The organism is Xanthobacter sp. 91 (assembly GCF_000702385.1).
In the GTDB taxonomy this organism is placed as follows: domain Bacteria; phylum Pseudomonadota; class Alphaproteobacteria; order Rhizobiales; family Xanthobacteraceae; genus Xanthobacter; species Xanthobacter aminoxidans.
Genome location: NZ_JNIB01000001.1, coordinates 3,158,230 through 3,183,452 on the forward strand (window position 1 = coordinate 3,158,230; position 25,223 = coordinate 3,183,452).

General features: G+C 65.8%; 26 protein-coding genes. 9 read left to right on the top strand and 17 right to left on the bottom strand.

From position 1 onward, the window contains the following. Nucleotides 1-2 precede the first annotated feature (2 nt). The 11 genes from A37E_RS0114885 to A37E_RS25390 form a co-directional block, all read right to left on the bottom strand. Nucleotides 3-1,154 (bottom strand): epoxide hydrolase family protein, encoded by a 1,152-nt coding sequence (locus tag A37E_RS0114885; protein ID WP_029557325.1) that lies wholly within the window; start codon nucleotides 1,152-1,154, stop codon nucleotides 3-5. A gap of 14 nt (nucleotides 1,155-1,168) precedes the next feature. Beyond that, entirely contained in the window at nucleotides 1,169-2,248 is a 1,080-nt protein-coding gene (locus A37E_RS0114890) for a glycerol dehydrogenase (protein WP_029557326.1), read from the bottom strand. Between the two features lie 17 nt (nucleotides 2,249-2,265). Next, nucleotides 2,266-3,060: an SDR family oxidoreductase gene (locus A37E_RS0114895; RefSeq protein WP_029557327.1), complete on the bottom strand. Its 795-nt coding sequence runs from the start codon at nucleotides 3,058-3,060 to the stop codon at nucleotides 2,266-2,268. 6 nt (nucleotides 3,061-3,066) lie between these two features. After that, nucleotides 3,067-4,047 carry a transketolase C-terminal domain-containing protein gene (locus A37E_RS0114900; protein WP_029557328.1) on the bottom strand — a complete coding sequence of 327 codons (981 nt, stop codon included), beginning with the start codon at nucleotides 4,045-4,047 and terminating at the stop codon, nucleotides 3,067-3,069. Next, the gene (locus A37E_RS0114905; protein WP_156026328.1) at nucleotides 4,040-4,819 is read right to left on the bottom strand and encodes a transketolase; all 780 of its coding nucleotides are present in this window, start codon (nucleotides 4,817-4,819) and stop codon (nucleotides 4,040-4,042) included. Before A37E_RS0114905 ends, A37E_RS0114900 begins: the two co-directional genes overlap by 8 nt. Before the next feature lie 123 nt (nucleotides 4,820-4,942). Next, complete coding sequence (locus A37E_RS0114910; protein WP_029557330.1) at nucleotides 4,943-5,656, bottom strand: ABC transporter ATP-binding protein; 714 nt, start codon at nucleotides 5,654-5,656, stop codon at nucleotides 4,943-4,945. Beyond that, nucleotides 5,640-6,383 (bottom strand): ABC transporter ATP-binding protein, encoded by a 744-nt coding sequence (locus A37E_RS0114915; protein WP_029557331.1) that lies wholly within the window; start codon nucleotides 6,381-6,383, stop codon nucleotides 5,640-5,642. The genes A37E_RS0114910 and A37E_RS0114915 overlap by 17 nt, the downstream gene beginning before the upstream one ends. Beyond that, on the bottom strand, nucleotides 6,380-7,423 hold the full coding sequence (locus tag A37E_RS0114920; RefSeq protein WP_197022983.1) for a branched-chain amino acid ABC transporter permease: 1,044 nt from the start codon (nucleotides 7,421-7,423) through the stop codon (nucleotides 6,380-6,382). Before A37E_RS0114920 ends, A37E_RS0114915 begins: the two co-directional genes overlap by 4 nt. Then, nucleotides 7,423-8,307, bottom strand: coding sequence for a branched-chain amino acid ABC transporter permease (locus A37E_RS0114925; protein ID WP_029557333.1), 885 nt, complete (start codon nucleotides 8,305-8,307; stop codon nucleotides 7,423-7,425). The genes A37E_RS0114920 and A37E_RS0114925 overlap by 1 nt, the downstream gene beginning before the upstream one ends. Nucleotides 8,308-8,455: 148 nt before the next feature. Further along, nucleotides 8,456-9,712 carry an ABC transporter substrate-binding protein gene (locus A37E_RS0114930; RefSeq protein WP_029557334.1) on the bottom strand — a complete coding sequence of 419 codons (1,257 nt, stop codon included), beginning with the start codon at nucleotides 9,710-9,712 and terminating at the stop codon, nucleotides 8,456-8,458. Between the two features lie 121 nt (nucleotides 9,713-9,833). Then, nucleotides 9,834-10,460, bottom strand: a complete 627-nt coding sequence (locus tag A37E_RS25390; RefSeq protein WP_156026330.1) for a tripartite tricarboxylate transporter substrate-binding protein — start codon at nucleotides 10,458-10,460, stop codon at nucleotides 9,834-9,836. A gap of 353 nt (nucleotides 10,461-10,813) precedes the next feature. Here A37E_RS25390 and A37E_RS0114940 point away from each other — a divergent pair, with 353 nt between their 5' ends. The 7 genes from A37E_RS0114940 (at nucleotide 10,814) to A37E_RS0114970 (ending at nucleotide 16,685) form a co-directional block, all read left to right on the top strand. Beyond that, the gene (locus tag A37E_RS0114940) at nucleotides 10,814-11,101 is read left to right on the top strand and encodes a DUF1330 domain-containing protein (protein ID WP_029557336.1); all 288 of its coding nucleotides are present in this window, start codon (nucleotides 10,814-10,816) and stop codon (nucleotides 11,099-11,101) included. 23 nt (nucleotides 11,102-11,124) lie between these two features. Beyond that, nucleotides 11,125-12,246, top strand: coding sequence for an acyl-CoA dehydrogenase family protein (locus A37E_RS0114945; protein WP_029557337.1), 1,122 nt, complete (start codon nucleotides 11,125-11,127; stop codon nucleotides 12,244-12,246). Continuing rightward, nucleotides 12,233-13,408 (top strand): acyl-CoA dehydrogenase family protein, encoded by a 1,176-nt coding sequence (locus A37E_RS0114950; protein ID WP_197022984.1) that lies wholly within the window; start codon nucleotides 12,233-12,235, stop codon nucleotides 13,406-13,408. The genes A37E_RS0114945 and A37E_RS0114950 overlap by 14 nt, the downstream gene beginning before the upstream one ends. Before the next feature lie 52 nt (nucleotides 13,409-13,460). Then, complete coding sequence (locus A37E_RS0114955) at nucleotides 13,461-13,832, top strand: OB-fold domain-containing protein (protein ID WP_029557339.1); 372 nt, start codon at nucleotides 13,461-13,463, stop codon at nucleotides 13,830-13,832. Between the two features lie 16 nt (nucleotides 13,833-13,848). Next, complete coding sequence (locus A37E_RS0114960; RefSeq protein ID WP_029557340.1) at nucleotides 13,849-15,003, top strand: thiolase; 1,155 nt, start codon at nucleotides 13,849-13,851, stop codon at nucleotides 15,001-15,003. 68 nt (nucleotides 15,004-15,071) lie between these two features. Next, nucleotides 15,072-15,845 (top strand): SDR family oxidoreductase, encoded by a 774-nt coding sequence (locus A37E_RS0114965; protein WP_197022985.1) that lies wholly within the window; start codon nucleotides 15,072-15,074, stop codon nucleotides 15,843-15,845. An 81-nt stretch (nucleotides 15,846-15,926) separates the two neighbouring features. Further along, entirely contained in the window at nucleotides 15,927-16,685 is a 759-nt protein-coding gene (locus A37E_RS0114970) for an SDR family oxidoreductase (protein WP_029557341.1), read from the top strand. 18 nt (nucleotides 16,686-16,703) lie between these two features. Here the strand turns inward: A37E_RS0114970 and A37E_RS0114975 are convergent, their stop codons facing one another. Together A37E_RS0114975 and A37E_RS0114980 are read right to left on the bottom strand one after the other, a co-directional pair. Further along, complete coding sequence (locus A37E_RS0114975; protein WP_029557342.1) at nucleotides 16,704-17,687, bottom strand: tripartite tricarboxylate transporter substrate binding protein; 984 nt, start codon at nucleotides 17,685-17,687, stop codon at nucleotides 16,704-16,706. 76 nt (nucleotides 17,688-17,763) lie between these two features. Next, nucleotides 17,764-18,636: an enoyl-CoA hydratase-related protein gene (locus tag A37E_RS0114980; protein WP_051679052.1), complete on the bottom strand. Its 873-nt coding sequence runs from the start codon at nucleotides 18,634-18,636 to the stop codon at nucleotides 17,764-17,766. A 128-nt stretch (nucleotides 18,637-18,764) separates the two neighbouring features. On the opposite strand from A37E_RS0114980, the gene A37E_RS0114985 reads away from it, so the two are divergent. Next, nucleotides 18,765-20,426 (top strand): AMP-binding protein, encoded by a 1,662-nt coding sequence (locus tag A37E_RS0114985; protein ID WP_051679053.1) that lies wholly within the window; start codon nucleotides 18,765-18,767, stop codon nucleotides 20,424-20,426. 57 nt (nucleotides 20,427-20,483) lie between these two features. Beyond that, nucleotides 20,484-21,698, top strand: a complete 1,215-nt coding sequence (locus A37E_RS0114990; RefSeq protein ID WP_029557345.1) for an ABC transporter substrate-binding protein — start codon at nucleotides 20,484-20,486, stop codon at nucleotides 21,696-21,698. An 80-nt stretch (nucleotides 21,699-21,778) separates the two neighbouring features. Here A37E_RS0114990 and A37E_RS0114995 read toward each other — a convergent pair whose 3' ends face one another. From A37E_RS0114995 to A37E_RS0115010, 4 genes are read right to left on the bottom strand one after another with little or no spacing between them, the layout of a single operon-like run. Beyond that, nucleotides 21,779-22,477, bottom strand: a complete 699-nt coding sequence (locus A37E_RS0114995; RefSeq protein WP_051679054.1) for a TetR/AcrR family transcriptional regulator — start codon at nucleotides 22,475-22,477, stop codon at nucleotides 21,779-21,781. Nucleotides 22,478-22,485: 8 nt separating this feature from the next. Further along, nucleotides 22,486-23,274, bottom strand: a complete 789-nt coding sequence (locus A37E_RS0115000) for an enoyl-CoA hydratase-related protein (protein ID WP_029557347.1) — start codon at nucleotides 23,272-23,274, stop codon at nucleotides 22,486-22,488. A 12-nt stretch (nucleotides 23,275-23,286) separates the two neighbouring features. Further along, nucleotides 23,287-24,045: an enoyl-CoA hydratase/isomerase family protein gene (locus tag A37E_RS0115005; RefSeq protein WP_029557348.1), complete on the bottom strand. Its 759-nt coding sequence runs from the start codon at nucleotides 24,043-24,045 to the stop codon at nucleotides 23,287-23,289. After that, nucleotides 24,045-25,223: an acyl-CoA dehydrogenase family protein gene (locus A37E_RS0115010; protein WP_029557349.1), complete on the bottom strand. Its 1,179-nt coding sequence runs from the start codon at nucleotides 25,221-25,223 to the stop codon at nucleotides 24,045-24,047. The genes A37E_RS0115005 and A37E_RS0115010 overlap by 1 nt, the downstream gene beginning before the upstream one ends.

Below are 25,223 nucleotides of genomic sequence, written 5' to 3' on the forward strand. Positions count from 1 at the left end.
ATTCATGATTGCAGGGCCTCGGCGAAGGAGCGGATCTCGTGCGCCAGCAGTTCGGGTTGCTCGAGCGCCGCGAAATGCCCACCCTGGGGCATTGAGTTCCACTGACGGATGTCGGCGAACATCGCGCTGGCGAGCGTGCGGGGCGGCCGTACCATCTCGTGGGGAAATTGCGCATAGCCCATGGGTACGGCGATGCGGGTACCGCGCGGTATCGGCCAGTCCCGGTGCATGCGCGCGTAGTAAGGATGGAAGGAGGAGCCGATCGCGCCGGTGAACCAGTAGAAGGCAATGTTCGCCAGCAGTCTGTCGCGCGGGATGGCGTTCTCGATTGTCCCGTGGCAATCCGACCAGGAGCGGAATTTTTCGACCTGCCAGGCGGCGAGGCCGGCCGGAGAATCCGTCATGGCGAAGGCGAGGGTCTGCGGCTTCGTGCCCTGGATCCACTGATAGCCGGTCTCTTCCCGCAGCCAGACGCGCAGCCGGTCAAAATGGGCAATTTCCTCCGGCGAAGCGTCTGGGGATGGGCCGCCATCGCGTGGCAGCGGCAGCAGGTTGAGGTGCAGGCCGACGATCCGGTTGGGATGGGCGTGGGCCATTCGGGCAGCGACGAAGGCGCCCCAGTCCCCGCCTTGGACCAGGAAGCGCTCGTGACCGAAGGCGCCCATGAGATCGACGAGCCTGTCGGCCATTTCCTCGACGCCGAAACGCGCCTGACCGGGTTCGAAGGAAAGGCCGTAGCCCGGCAGCGAGGGGGCAACGACCGTGAAGGAGAGCCGTGGGTCGAGCCCGAAGCGCTCCGGATCGGTCAGGCGCGGGATCAGCTCCAGGAATTCGAAGACCGATCCCGGCCAGCCATGGCAGAGCAGCAGTGGAACGGGATCGGGGCCACGCCCCTCGACACGCAGGCAATGCAGATCGACGTCCGGGAGACGCAGCCGGAATTGCGGGAAGCCGTTCATCAGGCTTTCCTGCGCGCGCCAGTCGAATTGGTCCCGCCAATAGGCAAGAAGGTCGGCCAGATAATCGTTGTCGGTTCCAAGCTCCCACGCGGCGCAGGGGGGGCGATCCGGCAGCCGCGTGCGGGCAAGCCGCTCGTGCAGATCGGCGATGGCCACGTCCGGGACGTGATAGGTGAAGGGGCGGGGTTCCGTCATGGCGCCGACGCGGCTCAGCCCGCCGCCAGCCGCTCGATCCGCCGCATGGCGGCAGCGATCCCGGCTTGGTCGAGCTCGATGGCCAAATTGGGAATGTGCGGGGCGGTCATGGTGCGGCGCGCGATCTCGTCGATCTCCTCGTTCGTGACGTTCTTCATGCCGAGATCGGCCAGCCGCACCGGCAGGCCGATCTCGCGATTGAAGCCCATGAGATCGAGGACCTCCGCATCGGGGCGGTTTTCCGCGGCGAGTTGCACGAGAGTGCCGTAGGCGACCTGCTCTCCGTGGGGAGCCTTCATGGCGTCGCGCGCCTTGACCAGGCCGCGCGTCATCGAATGGGCGAGCGACAGCCCGCCGTTCTCGAAACCGAGCCCGCTCATCAGGATGCAGGCCTCCACAGTCGCCTCGACATCGTCGGTCACCTCCCGACGCTCGACCGCGGCGAGCGCTGCGGCCGCATGGGCACGCAGGGTTCGATAGCCAGCATCCGCGATCACCATGCCGGTCCGCAGCGGACGGGTGCCGAAGGGCGTCTTGCCCCGCCCCGCCCAGCAGCCGTCCGCCTCGAACTTCTTGGTCAGCGCGTCGCCGATGCCCCAGCGCAGGAATTTCGCGGGCGCGTTGGCGATCAGTCGGGTGTCGACCAGCACGGTGTGCGGGTTGCCGATCATGCGATCGGTCGCGATCATCGTATGGCTGTCGTCGTAGACGGCATAGGTCGCGCTGGTCGGCGCGTCGTTGGAGGCAATGGTCGGCACGGTCACGGTCGGCACGCCAAGGCGCTCGCCGACGCCCTTGCCGACGTCCAGCCCCTTGCCACCGCCGGCGGCGATGATGAGGGCGGGCGAGACGGGACGCGCGCGCTCCGTCAAAGCCTCGATCCGGGCATAGGTGATCTCGCTGGAGAAGGGCAGGACGAGGGCCGCGACACCCGCCTCCCTCAGGCTACGCTCGATCGGCGCGCCGACCAGATCCCTTACGCCGTCGTCGACGATCACGCAGGCGCTTGCGCCGATTGTCCTGGCGATCCGGCCGATGTCCGCGAGCACGCCCGGCCCCTGGATATAGCGCCCCGGCGATCCGAATATCCTCATGATGCGCGTTCCGTGGTTCAGCCGATGGCGACGGTCAGCTCGCCTGTATAGGCGTCGCTCGGGGCACCCCAGGCGCAGTAGCCGCCGTCGACAGGGATGATGACGGTGGTGATGAAGCGGGCGCGGTCGGAGCAGAGGAAGATCATCGCTTCGGCGATGTCTTCGGGCCGCCCGAGCTTGCCCATCGGCGTGCGCCGCCGGACGCGATCGGAGTCGATCTTGCCCTCGCGGATCAGCTCCTCCGTCATCGGCGTCAGGATGTAGCCCGGCGCGATCGCATTGACGCGGACGTTGTGGGGGCCCCATTCGCAGCCGAGCACGCGCGTCAGCATGCTGATGCCGGCCTTCGCGGCACTGTAGGCCGTGCGCACCGGCAGGCCGAGCACGCCGGCGATCGACGACAGGTTGACGATTGAGCCGCTGCCCTGCGCGATCATGTGCGGCGCGACCTTCTTGGAAACCAGGTAGGTCCCGGTGAGATGGATGTCGATCAGCCGCTGCCAGTGCTCCAGCGGCTGATCGACCGTCGGCACGAAGCTGTCGGGCACGCCGGCGTTGTTGATGAGAATGTCGATCCGGCCGTAGCGCTCAAGAGTCGCCCGGACCATGGCGTCGACATCGGCTTCCCGCGAGACATCGCCGCCGATGGAGGCATGTCCCCCTCCCAGCGCAGACGCGGCGTTGCGCGCAACCTCCTCGCGGAGGTCGTTGATCATCATGCACGCGCCCTCTCGCGCGAAGGCCTGCGCTGTCGCGAGACCGAGCCCCGAGCCGGCACCGGTGATCAGAGCGACCTTGTTCTCGAGTTGCATCGGCACCTACCTCCCCTCGACAATCGCCTGGACCAAGCGCGGCAGGTCGATGCCGTATTTGTGCTCAAGCCAGGCTTGAGCACCGCATTCGAAGAAGCTGTCAGCAAGCGCGACCTTGACCATCGGCTTCATCAGGCCGGCCTCGTAGAGCGCCTCCACCACCAGCGTGCAAAGACCGCCCGAGATCTTGTGGTTCTCGGTGACGACCAGCCTGTCAAAGCGCTTGGCGAAAGCGATGACACCGTCCTTGTCGAAGGGCTTGAGGGTGGAGACATGGAGGACGGCGGCACTCACGCCGCGTTCGGCCGCGACCTTGGCCGCGTCGCGCGCCCGGGCCGACATGAAGCCCGTCCCGATCACGCCGACACTCTCGCCCTCGTGGATCACCTGCGCCTTGCCGGGAATGAAGCGATAATCCGCGCCGAGTTCCACCGGCACCTTGCCGCGCAGGTTGCGGACATACACGGTGCCGGGAATGTCGGCGACGGCCCGGACGACCTGCTTGAGTTCGGTCGCGTCGCATGGGTCGATCACGGTCAGGTCCGCGATGCCCCGCATCATCGAGATGTCCTCGGTCGCCTGATGGGTGGCGCCGTAGCCGTTCATGAAGCCAGGCATGCCGGCGAAGATCTTGACCTCCGCCAGGGCGTGCGCACAAGCGATGGCCACGAAGTCATAGGCGCGCCGCGTGATGAAGGCCGAATAGCTGGTGCAGTATGAGATCTTGCCCGCCTTCGCGAGGCCGGCTGCGGTCATGATCAGGGACTGCTCGGCGACGCCGACGTTGAAGAAGCGCTCGGGATGCGCGTCGCGGAACGGCAGGATGTCGCTGTAGCGTCCCATGTCGGCGGTCAATCCGACGATTTCGGTGCGTTCCTTCCCGAGCTGCGCGAGCTCCGTGCCGAAGGGGGCGAGCTCGAAGGGCTTCGCACCGGTGTCGACGATCTCGCCCATGCCGAGCGTGCGCCCGGAAACTTGCTCAGCCATGATAGTGAGCCTCCATCTCGGCGGTGAGGTCATCCCATTCGTCGTTGCCGACGCGGACGAAATGCGCCCGCTCGCGCTTTTCCAGTGTCGGAATGCCCTTGCCCGGAACGGTCCGCATGACGATCGCCTTGGGAGCGCCGTCCGGCTCTCGGGAGGCGGCGAGCGCCGCCGTCAATGCGGCCATATCGTTGCCGTCAACCTCGCGCGTGTCCCAGCCGAAGCTGCGCCATTTCTCCGCGACCGACTCGATCGCGACGTGGACCGCGCCGTCGGCCTGGATACCGTTGCAGTCGATGAGCGCGACGAGATTGTCGAGCTTGAAGGTCGTCGCCGACATGGCCGCCTCCCACGTCGAGCCTTCCTGGAGCTCCCCGTCCGAGAGCTCGCTGAAGACGCGGGCGCCGTTGCGGTCCAGCCGGGCTGCCAGTGCCATGCCGACCGATTGCCCCAGTCCCTGCCCCAGCGAGCCGCCGCAAACCTCGATGCCCGGCACGTTCTCGAAGGTGCTCATCGGCAGGCGCGAGCCGTTCAAGCCGTAGGTCGGCAGTTCCTCGACCTGCAACATGCCCGCCTCGGCGAGGCAGGCGTAGAAGGCGATCGAGTAGTGCCCCGTGGAGAGCACGAACCGGTCGCGACCCGGCCAGTGCGGATCGGCGGGGTCGTAGCGAAGCTCGTGGAAATACATCGCCGAGAGAAAGTCGGCGATCGCCAGGCCCTGGGCGATGTAGCCCTCGCCTTTGCCGCTCGCCATCCGCATCATCAGGCGGCGCATATTGTGGGCCCGCTCCGCCAAGGCCTTTAGGTCGGGCTCCGTCGGAGGATGGTTTGTGTGCGTCATGGCAGGAGGGTCCGCGATCGTGACGGTGAAGGAGGAGGTGCTGATGGCCGTGCCATCTCAGATGCCCAGATAGGTCGAGCGCAGATGCTCGTTCTCGAGCAGTTCGCGACCCGTGCCGGAGAGCATGACCTTGCCGCGCTCCAGCACGTAGCCGCGGTCAGCCATCGACAGCACTTGAAAGACGTTCTGCTCGATGATGAGGATCGAGATGTCGAGCTTCCGGACCTCGCCGATCGCCTCGAACAGCCGGTCCACCATCAAGGGCGCGAGGCCAAGCGAGGGTTCGTCGAGCGCCAGCACCTTCGGTCGGGCCATCAGCGCGCGCCCGACGGCCAGCATCTGCTGCTGGCCGCCCGACAGCGTCGAGGCCAGCTTGTGCCGGCGTTCCGCCAGGATGGGGAAAAGCTGGTAGACCTCCTCCATCGTCGTCTTTATGCGCGGGTAGGCGCGGTCATTATGGGCACCGACCATCAGGTTCTCCTCGATGGTCATGCCCGTGAAAAGCTGCTTGCCCTCGGGGGACTGGACGAAGCCGGCGGCCGTGATCCTATGCGCCGGCAGCTTGTCGATGCGCTCGCCATAAAGCGTAACCGTTCCCGCCGTCGCGCGGACGAGGCCGGATACCGTGCGCAGCAGCGTCGTCTTGCCGACGCCGTTGGCCCCGATCAGGGCGACGATCTCGCCGGGCATCAGCGCGAGCGACACGCCGTCCAGAACCTGGACGTCGCCATAGCCCGAGCGGAGTTCATCGAGTTCAAGCGCGGGCTGCATATCCCTCACCGAAATAGGCTTTGAGGACCTCGGGCTGACGGACGACGTCCTTGGGCTTCCCGTTGGCGATGAGCCGGCCCGACTCCATCACGATGACGCGTTCCGAGAGCGCCATGATTACTTTCATCACGTGCTCGACGATCAGGATCGTCACGCCCCGGTCGCGAATCCGGCGGACCAGCTCGACCATCTCCTGCGCTTCCGAGGGGGTGGCGCCTGCCACGACCTCGTCCATGAGCAGCAGCTTCGGTTCGGTTGAGAGGGCTCGGCCGAGTTCAAGCTTGCGCCGATCGAAGGCCGTCAGGTGCTGAACCTCCATCGCAGCCTGATGCCCCATCCCGAGAAAGTCCGCGATCTCCAGCGCTTTTGCCCGGATCTCGTCGATCTCGCTTCTGCGGACGAAACCGCCGACCATCAAGTTCTCGGCGACGGTCAGGTCGCTGAAGGGCTTCGACAGCTGAAAGGTGCGCGCGATGCCGATCCGGCAGATGTCCCAGGGCTTGCGCCCGGCGATGTCGCGCCCCTCGAACAGGATGCGGCCCTGATCGGTGCGGAAATAGCCGGCGATCATGTTGAAGGCGGTCGTCTTGCCGGCACCGTTGGGGCCGAGCAGCGCCAGGATCTCGCCCCGGCGCAGGTCGAAAGAAAGATCATGGACGGCCTGCAATCCGCCGAAGCGCTTGGAGATGCCGCGCACCTGGAGCAGGGGCGTGCCGTCGCCACTCATGCCGACCTCCCGTTCTTCGACAGGCGCGACAGGATGCTCCTGAGAGGTTCGATCAGACCCTTCGGCAGGTAGAGTACGGCCAGGATCAGGATGATCCCGTAGATCACGATGTGCAGGCCGGGCAGCACGCCACCGAGATGACCGCGCGTGATCTCCGCGATCGGCGTGAGCAGTACCGCGCCAAGCAGCGGGCCGAAGACCGTGCCTTGGCCGCCGATAATGCTCATCAGTGCCAAGTCTATGGAGAATTCGACCCCGATCAGACGATCCGCGTTCACGTAGCGAAAGAACTGGGCGTAGAAGCCGCCGCCCACTCCGGTCATGAACGCGCTGATGGCCAACGCGACGAGCTGATAGCGCGCCGGGCTGATGCCGAGCGCTTCCGCCGCGTCGCGATCACCGCGGATCGCCTTGAGATAGAAGCCGAGCTTGGACCGTTCCAGCCGCCAGGTGGCGAGCAGGGCCAACACCAACATGACAAGGATGACATAGTAATAGGGCGTCTTGCCGTTGAACTGGAAGGCCACCCAGCTTTCGCCGACGAGCGGCACCGTGATGCCGGCCGCGCCGTTGAGCGGAATGCCGAGAAAGGTGTCGGTGTTCTCGACCCAGATCCGGATCATCTCGGCGAAGGCGATCGTGGTGAGGGCGAAGTACGGCCCCTTCAGCCGGAAGGTGGGGTAGCCCACAACGACCGACAGCATGGCCGCGAAGACGCCTCCCACCAGCATCCCGAGCCAGGGCGAAATGCCCAGGCGGGAAAAGATCAGCACCGTGGCATAGCCGCCAACGCCGGCGAACATCGCATGGCCGATCGAAAGCTGCCCGACATAGCCGCAGACGAAGTTCCAGGATGTCGCCATGTAGGCGAAGAGGAGAACGACGATGCAGGAATGGACGAAGTACGGATCGGGCATTGCGATCGGCAGCGCAAGCGCGACCACCCCTGCCGCGACCACGAGCAGAGTTGCCATGCGGCCATATCCCGACTTCGTCGCCAACTGTGGGGCGCCCATGTTTTTGCTGATCCTGAGCGCCATCACAATTTCCCCATGAGGCCACCGGGACGCACCAGCAGGATCAGGATGAAGAGACCAAGCGAGAGAATCGCGGCCGAGGTCGCGGGCACGAACTGAGAGGCGATGGCCTCGAACACGCCGATGACGAGACCGCCCAGGATCGAACCCGGTATCGAGCCGATGCCACCGAGCACCACGACGATGAAGGAGCGGATGCCGAAGGACAGGCCGACATTGGGCGTGATCGGGATGAAGGTCGCGAGCAGCGAGCCGAAGAGCCCGAGCAGTGCCGTGCCGACGCCGAAAGTCACCGCATAGATCATCGGCACGTCGATGCCGGAGAGCGCGGCGGCGTCACGGTTCTGTGCCGTCGCCCGGATGGCGCGGCCCATGCGGGTCTGGCGCAGCCAGACCACCAATCCGATCGCGGCCAGGATGGCGGCCGAAAAACCGATGAAACGCTGCATGTTGACCGGAATCGGCCCCAGCATGATCGGCGGCATGTCCAGGCTGGTCGAGGCCGAACGGACATCGGGCCCGAATGCCATCAGGGCGAGGTTATCGATGACGAGATAGACGCCGGCGGTTAGCAGCAGCGCCGACAGCGGCTCGACGACCAGCGCGCTCTCGCGCCAAATCAGCGGCGCGATGATGACGCGCTGGATGAAATAGCCCATGCAGAAGAGCAGTGGCACGGTGAATATCACGCTGGCATAGGGGTCGATGCCCGCCAGTGCTTGCAGCCAGTAGGCAGTATAGAGGCCGACCATCAGCAGCGATCCGTGCGCGAAGTTGACCACGCGCAGGACGCCGAAGATCAGGCTCAGGCCGAGAGCGACGCCTCCGTAGATGCCGCCAATCAGCAAACCGTTGACCACGGCGAAGCCAAGAATGAGTGGATCCATGAAATCGTCGGTTGCCTCTCGCTTTCCCGACAGCGCAGGAAAGCTGTCCTGCTCCAGCAGGAGGTTGAGGGTGACGACGGAGCGCAGTTGCGCTGCCGTCGTCGCGTGACGCGGCTGACCAGGTGGGGGCCTGGATCGGCTGCTCCGCTCAGGATCGCGCCCCGAAGGCAGGCACCGGCCAGATCGGCTTGATGTCCTTCGCCCTGCTCTCTGCCGGCCATACGGTGCGGCGCTGGCCATCGAGATTCTGTGAGATGGCGCCGTGCGCGAAGGTGTTCTGGCCGTGCTCGTCGAACTTGATGCGTTGGTAGCCGACATAGAGGGCTGGGCCCGAGGTGATGTCGGTCTTGGCGAGTGCGTCGCGCAGCTTGTCGCGATCGCTCGTCGCGGCACGCTCCAGCGCGTCCTTCAGCACGTACATCGTCGCGAAGCCCTGCGCGCCATAGGCGCTCATGTTGTATCCGAGCAATTCGCGGAATTTCTTCTCGAGATCGTCGTATTCAGGGTAGCGCACGCCCTGCAGGGCGTCGACCTGCCGGTCCTCCTGCACGAAATAATAGGCGACGGCCCTGGGTGAGATTGCCTTATAGAAGGCTGGATCTTCGGTGCCGCCGCCGACCGAATGGACGCCGTAGGGCAGATCCAGTCGCTGCTCCATCATCTGGCGCGAGAGCAGCAGCTGGTCCGGGGTGTAGAACGCGACGATGAGGGCGTCGGGCTTGGCGGCGCGAATCTTGAGGAGCTGGGAGGAAAAATCGACCTGGTTTGGCGGGGCGGCCTCGTCGAGCACCACGTCGTAGCCCCGCTCCTTGGCGAGCTTTCGGACATTGGCGGCGTGCGAGCGGCCCCAATCGGAGCCTTCGTAGAACATCGCGAGCGTCTTCGGCCCCTTGCCCGTCTCCTTCTTGAAGAAATCCATGGCGTCGAGCTGCTCGCGGGCGTCGTAGATTGCCTTGTTGTTGAGGCGGAACACGTATTCGAAGCCGCGCTCGGTGATCTCATCCTTGACTGCGCCCATGGTGAGCCAGGGCGTCTTGTAGCGCTGCGCCACTTCGCTGGCCGGGAAAGTGACGGCGCTGTTGAAGGCACCAGCCACGGCGGCGACGTTCTCGCGCTGAATCAGCCGCTCGGTTTCCGAGACGCCGATATCGGGTTTCGACTGGGAATCGCCGAAGACCAGCCTGATCCGGGCTCCACCGAGCGATTTGATGCCGCCTGCGGCATTGATCTGGTCCGTGGCGATCTGGGCCCCGACGCGCGTCTGCTGGCCGACCGAGGCCGAAACGCCCGTCAGAGGCAGAATCCAGCCGATCACGACCTCAGCCGGCTGCGCGAAAGCCTTCGAACCGAGCGCCATCGTCGCTGCTATGCCGAGCACGCCGCGCCGCGAGATCGAATGTGTCATCGTCTCCTCCCTGAGGTGAGCGTTTCCCGAGGGCTCTGTCGGCCCTTTGAGTGCTTCAGGTTCACCTGCTTCATCATGAGCGGCAAGGGGGACGCTGGCCCGCTGCGAAGACCATTCGGGCCTATGGGGCCGTCGCGGCGAGACGCTGGCGCAACTCCTTCTTCAAGACCTTGCCCATCGGGTTCTTCGGCAGTTCATCAATGACGAGCCAGCGGCGCGGCCGGGCATAGTCGGCGAGGCTGCGCGCGCAGAAGGCCGACAGGTCCTCGACATCGAGCGTCGCGCCCTCGCGTGCGACTACACAGGCCGCGACATCCTCCCCAAGCGCGGGATGCGGTATCGCCACCACCGCCGCTTCGCGGATGGCTGGATGGCGGTAGAGCACCTCTTCGACCGCGACGGAGGCGACCTTGAGTCCCCCGCGATTGATCACGTCCTTGCTACGGTCGGTGAAGAAGGGCGCGACGACGACGCCGGGCGTGGCCACCAGGATCGTGTAGCCGTCGGGTGCGGCCCTCGCCACGTATTCCGAGCCGATCATGGTGCCCGCGCCGGGCTTGTTGTCGACGATAACCGGCTGGCCCAGGCTCTCCCGCAGTGCTTCGGCCATGATACGGGCGAAGGCGTCGGTCTGGCCGCCGGGTGCATAGGGCACCACAACCGTTACGGGGCGGGTTGGGTAGTCGGCGGCGCGGGCCGCGCTGATCGGAGCGGCCGCCCCCAGAGCCAATGCGATCAGGGTCGCCAAGCTACGACGAAGTGGCTTCTGCAAGGAATCCTCCCTCTCTGTTCCGCCTCAAGCGATCGGCGATCTGAGGAATTTATGAATATATATTCATTTTTAACGCAGAACCCACGCGACAGTCAGGTGGCGTGGGGCGGCTGCTCCGCATCTCGCCAGAGAGCAAGATGGCGTTGAGTGGGTGCATAAAGTCAATGGTCGCCCCATCGATTGCACGATGGTGTCATTTTGAGGTTCGTGCGACCTGGAGACGGGCGTGGCATTGACATTCGCGACCCCGCAATAAATCACTGTTCATAAATCGGCCGCGACACGTCGTGGCACGAGGCATTCCGTGAAATGCAGGCAGGGAGACGCGAATGGCGGCGTATTTGATTTGCGAGGTGGATCAGATCGATGCGGAAGCCGCGTCGACCTATCTGCCCCAGGCCGCTGCAGCGATTTCCGCGTTCGGGGGGCGCTATCTGTCTCGTGGCGGCGAAACACGGCTTGTCGAAGGGGAAAAACAGCCCGGCCGCATCGTCGTTATCGAGTTCCCATCGATGGACGTCGCCATGCAGTTCTATGAATCGGATGCGTATCGGGCGCCGCGAGATCTTCGTCGCGCAACGACGAAATCCCGTCTCGTCCTCGCGGATGGTCTCTGAGGGGCGGAAAAGACGTGACGGCTATGTTGCTTCCAGACGACCAGATAGTCGATGACAGCGAATTGCGGTTGCTCGGGGATAGCGCGGAGGCCTTCCTTGCGGTGCGCGCATCCAGCGGGCGGCTACGCGCGGGCGGTCCGGTCCTTGATTCGGACATATGGGCCGCCATGGCCGAGCAGGGGTGGCTCGGCATGTGTCTGCCCGAGGCCCAGGGCGGGCTCGGGATGGACGCTTCCGCGGCTTGCGTGCTCACCGAGGCGTTCGGTGCCGCGCTCCTTCCCGAACCCTTCATCGCCATGGCGCTGATGCCGTCGCTTCTCCTCGCCGCCCTGCCGGGTGCCGGGGATGAGATCGCAGCCGGTATCGCCGCAGGGGAGCGCCTTGTGACCGTCGCCTGGCAGGAGGCCGCGGAGAACCTCGCTCCTCTTCCAAGGGATGCCGTGGTCGAGCGGAACGGTGATCACCTTGTGCTGCGCGGGCGCAAGGTCTGCGTTCCGGCCATTGCCAGCGCGGGCGAATGGCTCGTCACGGCCGTGCTCGACGGGGCGAGCGCGTTGCTGCGTGTGGATCCCGCGTTGCGGGGCGTGGAGGTGGAGCATGTCCAGCTCGTCGACGGCACCCGCATGGGCGCCGTGTCGTTTGCGCAAGTCCGCCTGGATGAGACTGCGGTTCTGGCTTGGGGTGAAGAGGTGGAGCGGGCAACCGCGCGGATGATCGCCGGCGGCCAGCTCGCTCTGGCGGCGCAGCTGTACGGCATCGCCAAGGCGAGCCTGCACATCTCATTGCGATACATGGAGACGCGGGTCCAGTTCGGCAGCGCGATCGCGCGCTTTCAATCCCTCAGGCATCGGGCGGTGGACCTGAAGATCGGTCTTGAACTGGCCCGGGCCGCGCTGCGGGACGCTCGTCGTCCCCATGGGGCCGGAGACGAAGCCATCAGCGCCGCCAAGGCGAGCGCATCGGAGGCGGCGGTGGCAACCAGCCGTGCCGGCATTCAGCTGCACGGCGCGATGGGCTTCTCCGATGAAGCCGACATCGGGCTCTACCACAAGGCCGCGTTGACCGGGGCCGCATGGCTCGGCAGCGCGCGCCTTCACCGGACCACCTCGACCCAGGGCAGAGGACGCGACCGTGAATCGGCTTGAAGAGATTTCCGCTTCCGTCGTGGCGCATCGGTCGGAACTGGCGGATGCCGAATTCCGGGCCGCGTGGCGCGCGTGGCTGGAAGAGCATTGCGATGTGCAGATGCTGCGTCCGGCGCGACGGCTGGCCGGAGCCCCCCTGAAGGCTTGGCTGCGCAAGCTCAATGTCCATGGCTGGCGCGCCCCGGGCTGGCCGCGAGAGCACGGCGGCATGGGCCTGTCCTTCGCCAAGCAGCTCATCTATCGCGAAGAGCTGGAACGGCTTGGTGTCACACGTTGGCTCGACCTTGGTGAAACCCTGCTCGGCCCCATGCTCATGCGTCATGGCACGCAGGAGCAGAAGGCCACTTTGCTGCCGCGCATTCTTGATTGCTCGAATTTCTGGTGTCAGGGCTATTCCGAGCCGAATGCAGGATCGGATCTCGCCAGCCTGCGGACTACAGCGGTGCGTGACGGGGACGACTTTATCGTCAATGGCCAGAAGATCTGGACCACGTTCGTTCAGGACGCAACGCACATCTTCACCCTGGTCCGCACCGGGCGCTACGAACGCAGGCAGCAGGGCATCAGCTTTCTTCTCATAGACATTGAAGCGCCTGGAATCACGCGGCGCGGCATCCGCAATATTGCAGGCGATAGCGAGTTCGGCGAAGTCTTCTTCGACGATGTCCGGGTGCCGTCTTCGCAGCTTCTTGGCACGCTCGACGAGGGGTGGTCCATCGCGAAGTCTCTTCTGGAGTTCGAGCGGACCAGCATCGGAAGCCCCTTCCTCGCGGATCTCGCGCTGAAGATGCTGAACAGCCTCGCGGAGCGCTGCAGCATCGCGGATGATCCCGTGTTTGCGGCCCGGATGAAGGGGTTCGCGTCCGAGCTTGACGTGGCGCGTTTGCTCTATGCCGACTTGTGCGGGCGGTTTGTCGCCGGAGAGAAGCTCGACAGCGAGTTCTCCATGATGAAGCTTGTATCCACCGAGCTTTTCCAGCGCACCGCGGAGTACGCGGTGGAGGTGCTGCCCCCCTACCAGGCCGGACATCACGACCAGTCCACGCGCGTGCTGTTTGAGGAGATCAACCATCTCTACCTGATCTCGCGACCGGTGACGATTTTCGGCGGCACCAGCGAGGTCCAGCGCGACATCATCAGCCGCTCCCTTCTCGCTGTCTGAGGCGGGTTCACCCCTTTTTTCTAGCAATCGCGACGGCCGAACAGGAGGCCTCATGGGATACATTCGTCCACTCCAGGACTACATGGAGTTTCTTTCGAAGGGGAAGCTGATGCTTCTCAGGTCACGGTCGACGGGTGGGTACGTCTTCTATCCCCGCGTCGCCGAGCCTCGGACGGGAGCCACCGACCTCGAGTGGGTGGAAGCCTCGGGCCGGGGATCGATCTATGCCTGCACCATCGTGCGCCAGCGCCCGCCCACGCCGAACTACAACGTCGTTCTGGTCGATCTCGCCGAGGGGCCTCGCATGATGTCCACCGTCGTCGAGATGGAGAACGAGGACATCCGCATCGGCATGCCTGTCCAGGCTGCCATCATCGAGCGCGACGGAGCGCCCCTCGTCGTGTTCAAGCCAGCCAATATCTGAGGATAGGATCGAGAGCGTGGACGACACCTTTCCCCGCGGTCGAACCGCAATTGTCAGCAATGCCACCTACGGGTTGGGCGAGGCGCCGGGCCTCAGCTCCATGGACCTCGCCGCGCACGCGAGCGTGGCCGCGCTCGCGCGCATCGGCCTGACGCCGGCTGACGTGGATGGCGTATTCATCGGCCTGCCCGACGATTATCTCTCCGGACTGACCCTGTCGGAGTATCTCGGCATCAAGCCGCGCATCTCGGACAACAACCGGACCGGCGGGTCGGCCTTCCAGACCCACGTCGCCTGGGCCGCGATGGCGCTGGCCGCCGGCCAGTGCGACGTGGCCCTCATCGCCTATGGGTCCAACCAGCGCACCGCCTCGGGAAAGCTGGTCCAGTCGAACCGCCCGTCCCCCTACGAGGGACCCTACCGGCAGCTCCTGCCGATCTCCTCCTATGCGCTTGCCGCCTCGCGCCACATGCATCTCTACGGCACCACGCGGCGGCAGCTCGCGGAGGTCGCCGTGGCCGCGCGCGGCTGGGCGAAGCTCAATCCGGAAGCATTCATGCGGGATGACCTCACCATTGAGGACTGCCTCGCGGCGCGCCTGGTTTCCGATCCGCTGGGGCTCAGGGATTGTTGCCTCGTTACGGACGGGGCCGGTGCCATCGTGATGGTGCGGGCGGACAGGGCGCGGGACTTCACGCCGAAGCCGGCCTACGTGCTCGGCGCGGCCTCCGCCGTCACGCACCGCGACATCACCAACATGCCCGACCTCACGGTGACGGGCGTGGCCGAGGCTGCGCCCCGCGCCTACGCGCAGGCTCGGGTGAAGCCGACGGATATCGACGTGGTCGAGCTCTATGACGCCTTCTCCATCAACACCATTCTCTTCCTGGAGGATGCCGGCTTCTGCCCGAAGGGCGAGGGCGGCCGCTTCGTGGAGGATGGCGCAATCGGACCTGGCGGCCGGCTGCCGGTCAACACCAATGGCGGCGGGCTCTCGTGTGTCCATCCCGGCATGTATGGGCTGTTCACGATCATCGAGGCGACCCGCCAGCTGGCCGGGGAGGCGGGTGCGCGGCAGCAGGCCGACGTGAACCTCGCGTTCGCTCAGGGGAATGGCGGGATGCTGTCCAGTCAGGCCGTGGTGATCCTCGGCAGCGAGGCGACCCTCTGACCCCCCGGCAGACCGATCACGCGGCCCAGCGCCAGGACCCGTTTCGGCTGGATGGCCGCACCGTCGTCGTGACCGGTGCGGGATCGCGCGGCGAGGGGATCGGCAACGGCCGCGCCATCGCGGTGCTGATGGCGCAGGCGGGCGCGCGCGTCGTGGCCGCGGATCGCGACGCTTCGGCGCTCGACGCCACGCTGGCGATGATCGCCGAGACCGGTGTTCCCGGCCTGGGGGTGGTCGCGGACGTGGGGGACCCGGCCGGCTGCGCGCAGATCGTGAATGGCGCGCTGGAGCGGTTCGGGCAGCTCGACGTGCTCGTGAACAATGTCGGGATCGTCGGCCCCGCCGGGACCGCCGAGGACGTCGATCCGGAGGCCTGGGACGACGCCTTCCGGATCAACGTGAAGTCGGTGATGCTGATGGCCCGCCATGCGGTTCCCGCGCTGCGGCGTTCGTCCGCCGCGGCGATCGTCAATGTCTCGTCCATCGTGGCGCAACGCGGCGGACATCCGAGCCTGTGTTACCCCGCCACGAAAAGCGCTGTGCTGGGAATGACCACCGCCATGGCATCGCACTATGGGCCGGCGGGCATTCGCGTGAACAGCGTGATGCCGGGCAACGTCTTCACGCCGATGGTCACAACCCGTGGCATGTCGGAGGAGATGCGGCTGCAGCGCCGGGAGAACAACCTCCTGAAGATCGAGGGGACGGGGTGGGACGTGGGTTATGCGACCCTGTTCCTGGCGAGCCAGGCGGCCCGCTGGATCACGGGTGTGATCCTCCCGGTCGATGGCGGCCTGACCTCGTCCGTTCCCCTTCCGACGCCTCCCGTCAGCCGCGGCTGAAGTGGGGGCCGTCGGCGTTGATGGCGCCTCCGGCCTCGCAGCCCAGTCTTCACGCAGGCCAAACTTTCGGAGGACATGCCAATGAATTCCCGCGCAGATCCAAAAGTCGCGGTGGTGACGGGAGCAGGGCGAGGCATCGGGTTTGCCTGCGCCCGGCGTTTCCTCGCCGATGGCTATTCCACCATCCTGCTTGACCGCGTCGAGCCCAAGGAGACCATCGGCTCGCTGGGACCCCGGGCCTCCTTCATGGCGTGCGACGTCGGCTCGGCCGTGGCGGTTGCCGCCGTCTTCGAGGCGGTCAGGGACCAACATGGCCGGCTCGACGTGCTGGTCAACAATGCCGCCATCAACATTCCCGCCCACTTCCTTGAGCTGACAGAGGCCGTCCTCGACGAGACGCTCCGGGTCAACGTCAAGTCCGTCCTTCTGTGCGGGCAGGCCGCGGCACGGCTGATGATGGGAAACGGCGGGGGCGCCATCGTCAACATCGCCTCCGTGAGCGCGACCATGTCGACGCCGACCAGCGTCCCCTATGCGACGTCCAAGGGGGCGGTCGTGTCGCTGACCAGATCCATGGCTCTCGGCCTTGCCGGCCACGGCATCCGCGTCAACGCCGTTGCGCCGGGCACGGTTGTGACGGAAATGACCCGGGAGCGGCTGCTGGGAGACGAAGCCGCGCGCCGCCGTATTCTGTCCCGCACGCCAATCGGCAGGGTGGGAACTCCCGAGGAGATCGCAGGCGTGGTAGCCTTCCTCGCCGGCCCGGACTCGAGCTTCATGACCGGCGAGGTGGTCAATGTGGAGGGCGGCCGCTTCTGCCTCAACTATGTCATGGACTGAGGCGCCCCGGATTGTGCTTCATTCCAGCGAAATCTTCGCCTTCGCCGTGACGAGCCGCCATTTTTCCAGATTGCTGGCGATGTAGTCTTTCGCGCTGACGGGGTTCGAATCCGCGATCGGGTCGATCAGCGAGGCGCGAATCTCGTCCTGGAAGGCGGTCTTGGACATGACGTCGTGCGTGATGTCCGCCAGCTTGCCGACGACCGCGGCCGGGGTGCCGGCCGGAGCGAGGACGGCATTGAAGGTGCTGGCCAGCATGCCGGGAAGGCCCGCCTCGCGGGTCGTCGGTATGGCGGGCGCGTATGAGGCCCGCTTGTCGCTGCAATAGGCGAGCAGGCGAAGGGGGCCGCTCTCCTGGGAATAGGGCAGCATGCTCGTCAGCGTTTCGATGAAGAGGTCCACCTCTCCCCTGATGAGACCCAAAAGGGCTGCCGCGCCTCCGGTGTAGGGCACGTGGACGAGGTCGAGGCCGCCCGCCTCCATCTTGAAAAGCTCGAGCGAATAGTGCGCGATGGCGCCGATGCCGGTGGACGCGGCAGAGTATTTCCCCGGATTGGCCTTGATCTCCCGGATGAGGGCTTCGAGATTCTCGGCCGGAAGTTTGGCCTTGTTGACGCCGATGACCATCGGCGTCTCCCCCACGATCGCGATGGGGCTAAAGCTCGAAACGGGGTCGTAACCGGCCTTGGAGTTCAGCAGGGCGTAGAGGATCAGGCTCGATGTCGCGAACGACAGCGTGTACCCATCCGGCGTAGACCGCGCCACCGACGCATTTGCGATGCTCGCCGAGGCTCCGGGCTTGTTGTCAATGACGACCGGGACGCCGAGGAGGGGGCTGACGCGTTCGGCGTAGCGGCGCGCGAAGATGTCGGACTGACCGCCCGGCGGAAATCCCACGACGAGGCGGATCGGACGGTTCGGGAAATCGTCCTTGGCCAGCACGGCACCCGGCGACATCACCGCAACACCGGCGCCGACCTTCAGAAATGTCCTGCGATCCATTTTGGTTCTCCTCCCATTCTTGTTTTGTCGGTTCGGGTTGTCCTGGCCGCGCGGTCTGACGCCGCCTTCGGGAGGCTCAGGCGCCGCCGCCGCGATGTTTCACGCGCGGCTGGGTCTCTTGCTGGGACTGGCCTTCGGTGGGGTTCGCCGGCCAGCCGAAATGGGCTGGGCGCTTCTCCCGGAAAGCCCGGACCGCCTCAATGGCGTCCGGCGTGCAGACCAGCGCGGCCTGAACGTCCCGTTCAAGGTCCAGCTGGTCGCCGAACGAGTTGAAGGGGGCGGCATCGAGAATCCGGGTCTGTTCGGCGAACGCCCGCGGCGGGCCTTCTCTGAGGCGATGCGCCAGTGCCGTCGCTTCGCCCTGTAACGCCTCGTCCTCGACGCACTTCCAGACGAGGCCCCACTGCTCCGCCTGTGCCGCCGGCAACCGATCGCCAAGCATGGCAAGGCCGAGGGCCCGGCTGCGGCCGAGAAGTCGCGGCAGGAACCAGGTCATCCCCATGTCAGGCACCCGCGCGAGACGCAGTGCGAACGGGAAAAGGAAGTAGGACGACCGGGCTGCAAGAACCATGTCGCAGACCAGGGCAAGCCCGCAGCCGCCCCCGACGGCGGCGCCGTTGACCGCCGCAATCTTCGGCCGGTCGAAGGCATAGAGGTCACGCATCAGGCCGTTGATGGCGTCATCCATCAGGGCCCGGAACCGCCGGCTCGGGTCCGCTTGGCCCTCCTCCTCCTGCATGAAAGGCGCGCCGAGGTCGATGCCGGCGCAGAAGGCGCGGCCCGCTCCGGTAAGCAGGAGCACCCGGGCATCGGGTTTGTGGCGCAGTTCGCTCAGGACAGCACGAAGCTGCACGATCATCTGAAGATTGACCGCGTTCAGGACGTGCGGGCGATTGAGCGTTATCCGCGCAACCCCGTCTTCCACCACGGTCTCGATCATCTTTTCCATTGAGCCCTCCATCGGCACTCGAACAAAAAATAAATGAGTAGTCAATTTTATTGTGTGAACAGTTCCTCGCTGATACCTTTCCCGCGGGGATTTGGCATGTGGATGCCTATTCATAATCGTGGGGAAAGATGGATCAGGATCTTGCGCCCGAGACGATCGCTGCCCGGCTGGGCGTCGTGCTTCAGTCCGAGCGGATCGCGCGCATGAAGCAGCAGGGCTTCTGGACGGACGAACGCCTCGTCGATTGCCTCGATCGCGCCGTCCTGGCCCACCCGGATGCCGAGGCGATCGTGTCCGCCCGGAAGGACGGGGGCTGCGTGACGCGCCTCACCTATCGCGAACTCGCCGGGGAAGTGGAGCGCATCGCCGCCGGCCTTGCCGCACTCGGCGCCCAACCGGGCACAATCGTGTCGGTGCAACTGCCGTGCTGGTGGCAGTTCGCAGCCATCGTGCTCGCCTGCACGCGGCTCGGCTGCATCGTCAATCCGCTCATGCCCACCGCCAGGGCCCATGAGCTGAAGGCGGCGCTCAGCCTGTGCGACACGCGGATTTTCTTCATTCCCCGCAGCTTCCGGCAGGTGGACTATCCGTGTCTCCTTGATGGAGTGCGGAAGGACCTTCCCGGGCTTCGCCATGTGGTCGTGGTCGACGAGGCGGCACCGGGCGGCTTCGAGGGGCTGCCGTCCGGTGTGGCCATCCCGAAGGCCTTCACCCATGCCGACGCCGTCACGGAAATCATGTTCACCTCGGGCACCACGGGCGCGCCCAAGGGTGTGATGCAGACCTCGAACACGCTTCTCGCCGCGACCCGTGCCTTTGCGGAGCGCAATGGTCTCGGCGCCGGCGACACGATCTTCATGGCGTCGCCCCTCGCGCACCAGACCGGCTATCTCTGGGGGATCTTCCTTCCGATCTTCCTTGGTGCCCGCGTCGTCTACCTGGACCAGTGGGTGCCGCAGCGTGCGGCGCAGCTGATTGCGGCGGAACGCGCCACGTTCAGCGTCGCCGCCCCCACCTTCCTGACGGATCTCCTCGGCGTTCAGGAGGCGGAAGGGGCAGATCTTGGGTCGCTGAACGCCTTTCTGCTCGCCGGAGCACCGGTGCCGAAAGTGCTTGTGGAACGGGCGGCGGAGCGCCTCGGCGTCCGCATCGGCTCGGCATGGGGCATGACTGAGGTGGCACTCGTCACCATCTCCCACCCCTCGGACAGCGCCGAGCGGGTTTCCGCCACCGACGGCGCGCCGCTCCCCGGCACGCAGATCCGCATCGTGAATTCCAGCGGCGTGCCAGTGCCACCCCGCGTGGAGGGGCGATTGCAGGCGCGGGGGGCGTTCAATTTCGTCGGCTATCTCAAGCGTCCCGACCTCAACGACACCGATGCGGACGGCTGGTTCGAGACCGGCGACCTCGGCTACGTGGATGACGCCGGCTATCTCAGAATCACCGGCCGCGCCAAGGACATCGTCATTCGCGGTGGCGAGAAGATCCCGGTCGCAGACGTGGAGAACGTGCTGTACCGCCACCCGGCGATCGCCGACGCGGCCATCGTGGCCGTGCCGGATCCGCGGCTCGGCGAACGCGCCTGTGCCTATGTCACCTTGCGGGGCACGGACGGCTTCGACATGGCCGAAATGACCCGCTTTCTCGCCACGTGCGGCGTGACCCGAACCTATTTCCCCGAGCGTCTCGAGATCATCGCGGAAATGCCCCGCACGGCCAGCGGGAAGATCCAGAAGTTCCTGTTGCGACAGCGGGCTGAGGTGGACACGGCCACCGCTTCGGCAGGGTAGGGACGGGCGGAATACCGCGCCGCCTCAAAAATGAATCAAGATTCAGGAGGAGGAAACATGCGAGCTGTTCTGCTGGCTGCGCTTGCGGCAGGGTTTATGGCGGTGTCCGGATTGCCGGCCGCATCGGCCGACGGATCGACCGGCCCGGTCCGCGTTGGCGTGCTTACCGACATTTCCGGCTATCTTTCGTCGGCCCTCGGTCCGCCGACGGTCGATGCCGCCCGCATGGCTGCGGAAGACTTCGGCGGCACCGTCCTCGGTCGGCCGATCGAGGTGCTCGGGGCCGATCACCAGAACAAGGCCGATATCGGCGCGGCCATCGCCCGCCGCTGGTTCGACGAGGATCAGGTGCAGGTGATGACGGGCATGGGGAATTCTGCGGTTGCCCTGAGCGTGCAGGGGCTGGCGGCGGAAAAGAACCGGATCGCGCTCTTCGCTTCGGCGGCGAGCACGGCCATCACCGGCAAGAGTTGCACCCGCAACGGCCTGCACTGGACCCACGACACTTACATGTTCGCCAACGCCTTGCCGAAGACGCTGCTGGCGCAGGGCGTGGACAGCTGGTTCCTGATCGCTTCCGACTATGCGTTCGGGCGCTCGCTGGCGGAGGAGACGCGCAAGGTCATCGAGGCCCGGGGCGGCAAGGTGGTCGGGGTCGTCTATCATCCGCAGGGCACCACGGACTTCTCTTCCTTCCTGCTCCAGGCGCAGGGCTCCGGGGCCAAGGCGGTCGCCATCCTGAATTCGGGCAACGACACGGTGAACGCCATCAAGCAGGCGTCCGAATTCCAGATCACCCTCCGCCAGCGCCTGGTGGTGGGCATGCTTCTGGTCTCCGATGCTTATGCCATCGGCACCCAGCTGGGGCAGGGGCTTGAATTCTCGACCATCTTCTACTGGAACCAGAACCCCGAGGCGGCGGCTTTCTCGCGCCGCTTCTTCGCCCGCAACAAGGTGATGCCGACCGAGGCGCACGCCGGCGTCTACAGCGCGGTGACCCATTATCTGAAAGCCGTGAAGGCGGCGGGGACCACGGATGTCACGACGGTGGTCGACAAGATGCGGGCGACGCCGGTGAATGATTTCTACAGCGACAACCTCGAAATCCGCGCCGACGGCCGGTTGATGCGCCCCGCGTATCTCGCGCGGATCAAGGCGCCGTCGCAGCAGAAAGAGCCCTGGGATCTCTACGAGATCGTCGCCCGCATCGATCCGCAGGATGCATTCCGTCCGCTCGCCGAGGGGGAGTGCCCTCTGCTCATGAAGAAGTAGGCCCGGGCGACCGGATGCCGGCTCATTGTCCGGCATCCGCCCTTCCGGCCGGGCCCTTGGCACAGGGGCGGTGGCGGAAATCAGAGCGGGCGGCCATCCAGCAGGTTGTGGCGTGAGAAATGCGCCTCGCCCGCGTCGTTCAACATGCCGCGGATGATGACGCCAAGGGTCTTGCGGGCATAGTCTTCGAAGCTGATGACCTTGCGCAGCCGCCAGTTCTTGAGCCCCCAGGCGTGGGCGGAGTTGATGATCCAGTAGGTGGCGAGTTCCGGATCGACGTCCATGCAGAAGCCGGCGCGTTCGCATTCCAGAACGCAGTCCACGATCAACTGGTTGGTCTGAAGCTCCTTGGACTTCAGGATCGCGATCTGCTCCTTCTCAAGGGAGGCGCTCTCGCGATAGGCGAACAGGGTGGCCTGAACGCGCTGATCGATCACCTTGTAATAGGCGATCGCCGCGGCCTGGAGCCGTTCCAGCGGGTCCTTGACGCCGATCAGCGCGCTCGGGACGTCGCGGTTGTAGGCTTCGAGGATTTCCAGGATCACCTGGAAAAGCAGGTCTCGCTTGTCGTTGAAATACTGGTAGATCAGGCCCGAGCTGACGCCCGCGGCGGCCGCGATATCGGCGACCGTGGTCTCATGGTAGCCCTTCTGCTCGAAGCAGCTGAGCGCCCCGGAGAAAATCTGCTGGCGCCGCTGCTCCGTCTTGCGGTGGCGGCGCGTCGGCGTCGTCCCGCTCTTGCGGGCGGGTCGACGCGTTGGCAGCACGGTCTGATCCATCCAGCCCCTTATCCCTTCCGTCTGGCCGCGAAGTCGGGGGCACGCTTCTCGGCGAAGGCGACCCGACCCTCCTGGCACTCCGGCGATTCCAGATACAGCTGGAGGCCGGCATCGGCGAACAGCGCCTGCGCGCCCAGTCCACCGGTCTCCAAATTGAACGCACATTTAAGAAATTTCAATGCCGTCGGGCTGAGTGCGACAGTCTCCCGCGCCCAGGCCGTGGCTTCGGCCATCAGGCTGTCCCCCGGCACCACCTTGTTGACAAGGCCCCAGCGCTCCACCTCCGTCGCCGTGTACTGGCGACAGAAGAACCACATCTCGCGTGCCCTGCGCTCGCCGATGAGCCGGGTGAGATGGGTGCCCCAGCCGGCATCGAACGATCCGACGCGCGGCCCGACCTGTCCGAAGCGGGCGTGCTCGGCGGCGATCGCCACGTCGCACACCGCTGCCAGCACGTTGCCTCCACCGATGGCGAAGCCGTTCACCGCGGCAATGACCGGCTTGGGAATGGAGCGGATGGCGACGTGCAGGTCCTCGATCTCCCAGCGCCCGTTCTGGCTCAGGCCATAGCTTCCGGTCTCGACGAATTCCTTCTGGTCTCCACCGACGCAGAACGCCTTGTTGCCCGCGCCGGTGAAGATCACCGCCCCCACATCGTCATCCGCCCAGGCGGCGCGGAAGGCGTGCAGCAACTCCTCCACCGTGCGTCCGCGAAAGGCATTGAGCCGCTTTTCGCGGTCGATGGTGATGGTGGCGATGCGGTCTGCCACCTCGTAGCGGATATCCGTGTAGTCCATGAAACGCGCTCCTCAGCGGGCACCGGCGAGAAAATCGGCGATGCGGGTTCGTGTGTCGGCCTGATCGAACAAGCGGCGATCCGCCTCGCGTTCCTCGGCGTATCCGTCTCGCGCCGGGTCGCCGGCTGCGGCGATGAGGGCCTTCGCCTCGCGAACGGCCGCCGGCGGGAGCCCGGCGATGCGGGTGACCACCGCCTCTACGGTCGCCTCCAGCGCCTCCGGGGGGCAGGACCATTGCACGAGGCCGAGCCGCTCCGCCGTCGCGCCGTCAAGCGTGTCTGCGGAGAGGATGATGCGGGAGGCGATTCCCCGTCCGCACAGGCGCGTCAGGCGCTGGGTGCCGCCGGCACCCGGGATGAGCCCGAGGCGCGCTTCGGGGAGGCCGAGCTTCGCCTTGTGCGATGCGATGCGGATGTCGCAGGCGAGCGCCAGTTCGAGGCCGCCGCCGAGTGCCGCGCCGCCGATCTCGCACACCACCACGGCCGGAAGGGCCTCGATGCGGGCGAACAGGCGCTGGAACTCGGACACGTCGCCCACCATGGCATCCGCGCCGTCGGCACGGGCGAAGAGGGCGCGGACGTGGTCGAGATCCATGCCGGCGCAGAAGATCTTCTGATCAGAGCGGATCAGGAGGGTCGACAATCCAGCCGCGCCCTCCAGCTGGTCCAGCAAGGCGTGGAAGCCTGTGAGCCATTCCGCGTTGATGGCATTGACCGGCGGGCGGCACAAAGTGAGGACGGCCTTCGCGCCGTCGGGCTTGAGGTCGAACATCAGCGGTTGCTCTTCTTCTGCGCGAACGATCGGCCGATCAGCTGGCGATGCACCTGGTTGGTGCCCTCCCAGATCTGGGTGATCTTGGCGTCGCGCATCAGGCGCTCCACCTCGTATTCCCGGCAGTAGCCGTAGCCGCCGAACAGCTGGACGGCCTCTTCGGTCACGCGCATGGCGACGTCCGTCGCCTTCATCTTCAGCATGGAGGATTCGATGCCGAAATCGTCCGTGCCGCTCTCCACCATGTCCGCCACGCGCCACAGCCAGCTCTCGGCCAGCACGATGTCCGTGGCGAGATCGGCGAGCAGGAACTGGATGCCCTGGTTGTCGATGATGCGCCGGCCGTTCTGCCTGCGCTCGTTGACGTAGGCGACAGCCCGCTCGAACGCGCTCCGCGCGATGCCCAGCGCATGGGCGGCGACGCTCGGGCGCGACCGGTTGAGAGAGCCGAAAAGGATGTCGAGCCCCTCACCGGGCGCGCCGATGAGGTTCGCACGGGGGACACGGCAGCCGTCAAAGGCGAGGACCGCCGTACTGGAGGCGCGGTGTCCCATCTTCTTCTCCGTGCCCAGCACGGAAAGGCCGGGAGTACCCTTTTCGAGCACCAGCACAGAGATCGCCGCCTTGGGGTCCTCGATCTCGGACCACTTGCCGAACAGGAGATAGAGATCCGCCACGTCGCCGTTGGTGATGAAGCACTTACCGCCATCGATGATGATGTCGTCCCCATCGGGGGTGAACCGGGTCTTCATGCCCGTGGCGTCGGACCCCGCGCCGGGCTCGGTGATGGCGAGGGCCGCGAGGCCGCCATCCGCGATGCGCGGCAGGAGACGCGCCTTCTGTTCCTCGCTGGCGAAGGCCACCACCGGCTTGATGGCGTGGAAGTTGGTCGCCCAGATGATGCCGGTGGACGCGCAGGCGCGGCTGATCTCCCGGACGCAGGCCAGATAGGCGCGATAGCTCAGCTCGGCGCCGCCATAGGCCTCCGGAATGAACATGGCATTGAGGCCGAGGGTGTTGATCGCCTGCACGTTTTCCCAGGGAAACGCGCTGGTTTCGTCGTAATGCGAAGCCTTCGGTGCGAACTGGTCCCGCGCGAGGGTGCAGACGCTGTCGAATAGCATGCGTTCGCTCTCGCTGAGGTCCAGCTGAGCATCGAGCCTGTCCAGTATGGTCAT

What these genes read in the sequence shown, in the direction of transcription:
- A37E_RS0114885 (WP_029557325.1), bottom strand. Translation starts at nt 1,154, where the DNA reads ATGACGGAACCCCGCCCCTTCACCTATCACGTCCCGGACGTGGCCATC.
- A37E_RS0114975 (WP_029557342.1), bottom strand. Translation starts at nt 17,687, where the DNA reads ATGGATCGCAGGACATTTCTGAAGGTCGGCGCCGGTGTTGCGGTGATG.
- A37E_RS0115005 (WP_029557348.1), bottom strand. Translation starts at nt 24,045, where the DNA reads ATGTTCGACCTCAAGCCCGACGGCGCGAAGGCCGTCCTCACTTTGTGC.
- A37E_RS0114900 (WP_029557328.1), bottom strand. Translation starts at nt 4,047, where the DNA reads ATGGCTGAGCAAGTTTCCGGGCGCACGCTCGGCATGGGCGAGATCGTC.
- A37E_RS0114990 (WP_029557345.1), top strand. Translation starts at nt 20,484, where the DNA reads ATGCGAGCTGTTCTGCTGGCTGCGCTTGCGGCAGGGTTTATGGCGGTG.
- A37E_RS0114940 (WP_029557336.1), top strand. Translation starts at nt 10,814, where the DNA reads ATGGCGGCGTATTTGATTTGCGAGGTGGATCAGATCGATGCGGAAGCC.
- A37E_RS0114890 (WP_029557326.1), bottom strand. Translation starts at nt 2,248, where the DNA reads ATGAGGATATTCGGATCGCCGGGGCGCTATATCCAGGGGCCGGGCGTG.
- A37E_RS0114910 (WP_029557330.1), bottom strand. Translation starts at nt 5,656, where the DNA reads ATGCAGCCCGCGCTTGAACTCGATGAACTCCGCTCGGGCTATGGCGAC.
- A37E_RS0115010 (WP_029557349.1), bottom strand. Translation starts at nt 25,223, where the DNA reads ATGACCATACTGGACAGGCTCGATGCTCAGCTGGACCTCAGCGAGAGC.
- A37E_RS0114945 (WP_029557337.1), top strand. Translation starts at nt 11,125, where the DNA reads ATGTTGCTTCCAGACGACCAGATAGTCGATGACAGCGAATTGCGGTTG.
- A37E_RS0114970 (WP_029557341.1), top strand. Translation starts at nt 15,927, where the DNA reads ATGAATTCCCGCGCAGATCCAAAAGTCGCGGTGGTGACGGGAGCAGGG.
- A37E_RS0114905 (WP_156026328.1), bottom strand. Translation starts at nt 4,819, where the DNA reads ATGCGCCGCCTGATGATGCGGATGGCGAGCGGCAAAGGCGAGGGCTAC.
- A37E_RS0114985 (WP_051679053.1), top strand. Translation starts at nt 18,765, where the DNA reads ATGGATCAGGATCTTGCGCCCGAGACGATCGCTGCCCGGCTGGGCGTC.
- A37E_RS0115000 (WP_029557347.1), bottom strand. Translation starts at nt 23,274, where the DNA reads ATGGACTACACGGATATCCGCTACGAGGTGGCAGACCGCATCGCCACC.
- A37E_RS0114995 (WP_051679054.1), bottom strand. Translation starts at nt 22,477, where the DNA reads ATGGATCAGACCGTGCTGCCAACGCGTCGACCCGCCCGCAAGAGCGGG.
- A37E_RS0114920 (WP_197022983.1), bottom strand. Translation starts at nt 7,423, where the DNA reads ATGGCGCTCAGGATCAGCAAAAACATGGGCGCCCCACAGTTGGCGACG.
- A37E_RS0114955 (WP_029557339.1), top strand. Translation starts at nt 13,461, where the DNA reads ATGGGATACATTCGTCCACTCCAGGACTACATGGAGTTTCTTTCGAAG.
- A37E_RS0114925 (WP_029557333.1), bottom strand. Translation starts at nt 8,307, where the DNA reads ATGGATCCACTCATTCTTGGCTTCGCCGTGGTCAACGGTTTGCTGATT.
- A37E_RS0114980 (WP_051679052.1), bottom strand. Translation starts at nt 18,636, where the DNA reads ATGGAAAAGATGATCGAGACCGTGGTGGAAGACGGGGTTGCGCGGATA.
- A37E_RS0114915 (WP_029557331.1), bottom strand. Translation starts at nt 6,383, where the DNA reads ATGAGTGGCGACGGCACGCCCCTGCTCCAGGTGCGCGGCATCTCCAAG.
- A37E_RS0114895 (WP_029557327.1), bottom strand. Translation starts at nt 3,060, where the DNA reads ATGCAACTCGAGAACAAGGTCGCTCTGATCACCGGTGCCGGCTCGGGG.
- A37E_RS0114930 (WP_029557334.1), bottom strand. Translation starts at nt 9,712, where the DNA reads ATGACACATTCGATCTCGCGGCGCGGCGTGCTCGGCATAGCAGCGACG.